Annotated in this window: 2 protein-coding genes; one reads left to right on the top strand and one right to left on the bottom strand. The window is 72.1% G+C overall.

The annotated features are described in order from the left end of the window. Positions 1-670 (bottom strand): phosphatase PAP2 family protein (locus H5J30_RS25870; RefSeq protein WP_309505631.1); only part of this gene is annotated, 670 nt, incomplete at its 3' end. Between the two features lie 529 nt (positions 671-1,199). On the opposite strand from H5J30_RS25870, the gene H5J30_RS25865 reads away from it, so the two are divergent. After that, the coding region (locus H5J30_RS25865; protein ID WP_181789754.1) for an MFS transporter at positions 1,200-2,754 on the top strand (1,555 nt) is incomplete at its 3' end.

The raw sequence follows: 2,754 nt of genomic DNA, 5'->3' as shown, positions 1-2,754 counted from the left end.
CGAACCAGGGCAGGGCCAGCAGCACGAGCAGGCCGGCGACCCAGCCGAGCAGCACGTCGCTGAGCCAGTGCGTGCCGAGGTAGACGGTCGTGCCGCCGACCCCCAGCGCCACCATCGCGCAGACCACCGAGGCGGTCCTGCGGGCCCCCGGCGTCGTCGCCAGATAGGCCACGACGCCCCAGGTCACGACGGCGTTCGCGGTGTGACCCGAAGGGAATATATCGCCGCCGGCCCACATCTCGTTCGAGCCGATCTGGGTGGCGTAGTGCGGGCCGAGCCGGCCCATGCCGATCTTCGCCGCGCCGACCGTGAGGTTCAGCAGGAGCAGCGAGCCCGCCAGCATGAACAGCGGGCGCAGGGTGTGCTGCCGCCAGGAGCGCCAGCCCAGCCAGGCCAGCACGGCGACGGCGGTGGGGGCGCGCTGCCCGAGCACCACGAAGTAGTCCAGGAAGGCGTGGAACTCCGGCCACTGCTTGTACGGCCGGAAGAGCATCAGCTGCCAGTCGAGGTGCACCAGCCACGACGTGGTCACCACGGCCGCGACGATCGCCGCGTAGACGGCCAGCGACGACCAGAACAGCCACAGCCGGGTCCTGGTCATACGCGGCCGCCAGCCGCTGTGTGTGGTCGGACGCTCCGCTCCCTGCGGACGTCTCTCTTCGGTACGCACGGAATCGACGCTACATCGCCGACTGCCGTGGATTGACCAATCGGCCGGATCTGTAATGCCTATGTGATGTGGACAGGGTCGTCAACGGCACTTACCCCACCGCCTTTTCAGGACTCATGTCTTCCGCTTTCTGGGAATATCTGAGTACGGCCAATCGGTCAATTGTTTTTCGCGCTCCTCCGTTTATCGGAGATTCGCCGCGCCGTTGCGGACCGTTCGCCTGGGGGACGACCGGGGTCACCGGCGCGGACGTGTGACCGGCGCCACACATCGTGCGCAATGCCCTCAACCAGTGACTTCCCGGACCGGGAGCGGGCAATCATGGCACGTCAGCGGACCTGTTCCGACACGAGGGGTCCCGACACAGCCACGGGCGGCCAGAGATGGGCTGGAGTCGGGCAAGAGGGGGACAAGAAGGGCCAAGTTCCGCCGCAACCGGTAGCGCCGTCACCGCAACGGGTAGTGCCGCGGTCCGTATCCGGAGGACTCGCGTACGCTGTCGACTCGCGCGAGTCCGGGAGGTGCGTAGATGTCAGGGACGGCCACGGCCACGAGCCCGCCGCGGGACGTTCCCGGCGCCCACGGCGGCGGCGCCGGACGCTGGACCGTGCTGGCCGTCCTCTGCTCCAGCCTGCTGCTCGTCGCCCTCGACGCCACCGTCCTGCACGTCGCCGTCCCCGCGCTCACCGAGGACTTGAAGCCCGGCGCCGTCGACCTGCTGTGGATCGTCGACGCCTACCCCCTCGTCGCCGCCTCCCTGCTGATCCTCTTCGGCACCCTCGGCGACCGCGTCGGCCGCCGCCGCGTCCTGCTCCTCGGCTACGCGATCTTCGGCCTGGCCTCCGCGCTCGCCGCCGCGGCGAGCGACCCGCACGTGCTGATCGCCGCCCGCGCCCTCCTCGGCGTCGGCGGCGCCATGATCATGCCGGCCACGCTGTCGATCCTGCGCCAGGTCTTCCCGGACCGCCGCGAGCGCGCCGCGGCCATCGGGCTGTGGAGCGCCACCGCGGCCGTCGGCGCGGCCATCGGGCCGCTGCTCGGCGGCTTCCTGCTGGAGCACTTCTGGTGGGGTTCCGTCTTCCTGATCAACATCCCGCTCATGGTGATCGCCGTGCCCGTGGGCCGCTGGCTGCTGCCGGAGTCCACCGCCGACCGGGCCGGCCCCTGGGACGTCCTCGGCGCGCTGATGGCGGCGGCCGGCCTCTTCGGCGTCGTCCTCGCCCTCAAGCAGGCCGGCGCCGGCGACGGGCCGCTGCACCCGGCGGTCTTCTGCCCGCTGCTCCTCGGCAGCGCCCTCCTCGTGCTCTTCGTCCGCAGACAGCGCAGCCGCGCCCACCCGCTCGTCGACTTCGACGCCATCTCCTGCCGCTCCTTCGGCACCGCCGTCGGCTGCATCGTCCTCGCGCTCCTGGCCCTCGTGGGGCTGCAACTCGTCGCCGTGCAGTACATGCAGCTCGTCCTCGGCCTCAGCCCGCTGCAGACCGGGCTGCGGCTGATCCCGCTGACCCTCGCCGCCGTGGCCGCGGGACTCGCGGGCTCCCGGATGGTCGCCCGGCTCGGCCCGCGCCTGATGGTCGCGCTGGGCTTCCTGCTCACCGCCGTCGCCGTCACCGGGCTGATCAGCCTGGGCGAGGAGGACCGCCCGCTGGTGCTGGGCGCGGGCTTCGTGCTGCTGGGGTACGGGCTGGAGACGACCATCTTCGGCGCGTACGAGTCGATGCTCAGCGAGACCCCGGCGGAGCAGGCCGGCGGGGTCGCGGCGATCGGCGAGACCTCGTACCAGCTCGGCGCGGGCATCGGGATAGCGCTGCTGGGCAGCGTCATGAACGCCGTCTACCGCCCCGCGCTCGGCAGCGTGCCCGGCGTGCCGTCGAGCGCCACCGACGCGGCGGGCAACTCGCTGGGCGAGGCGTACGAGACCGCGGGCGAGCTGGGCGGTGCGGCCGGCGCCACGCTGCGGGACGCCGCGCGGGACGCGTTCGTGCAGGGCATGCACGTCACGCTGGCCGTCAGCGCGGGGCTGCTGCTGCTCGGGGCGCTCACGGCGCTGCGGCTGCCGCGGTCGATGGAGTGCGGCGAGCCCG

This window comes from Streptomyces phytophilus, assembly GCF_013870535.1.
Classification (GTDB): Bacteria; Actinomycetota; Actinomycetes; order Streptomycetales; family Streptomycetaceae; genus Streptomyces; species Streptomyces phytophilus.
This window is presented reverse-complemented; position numbering and strand designations above follow the sequence as displayed.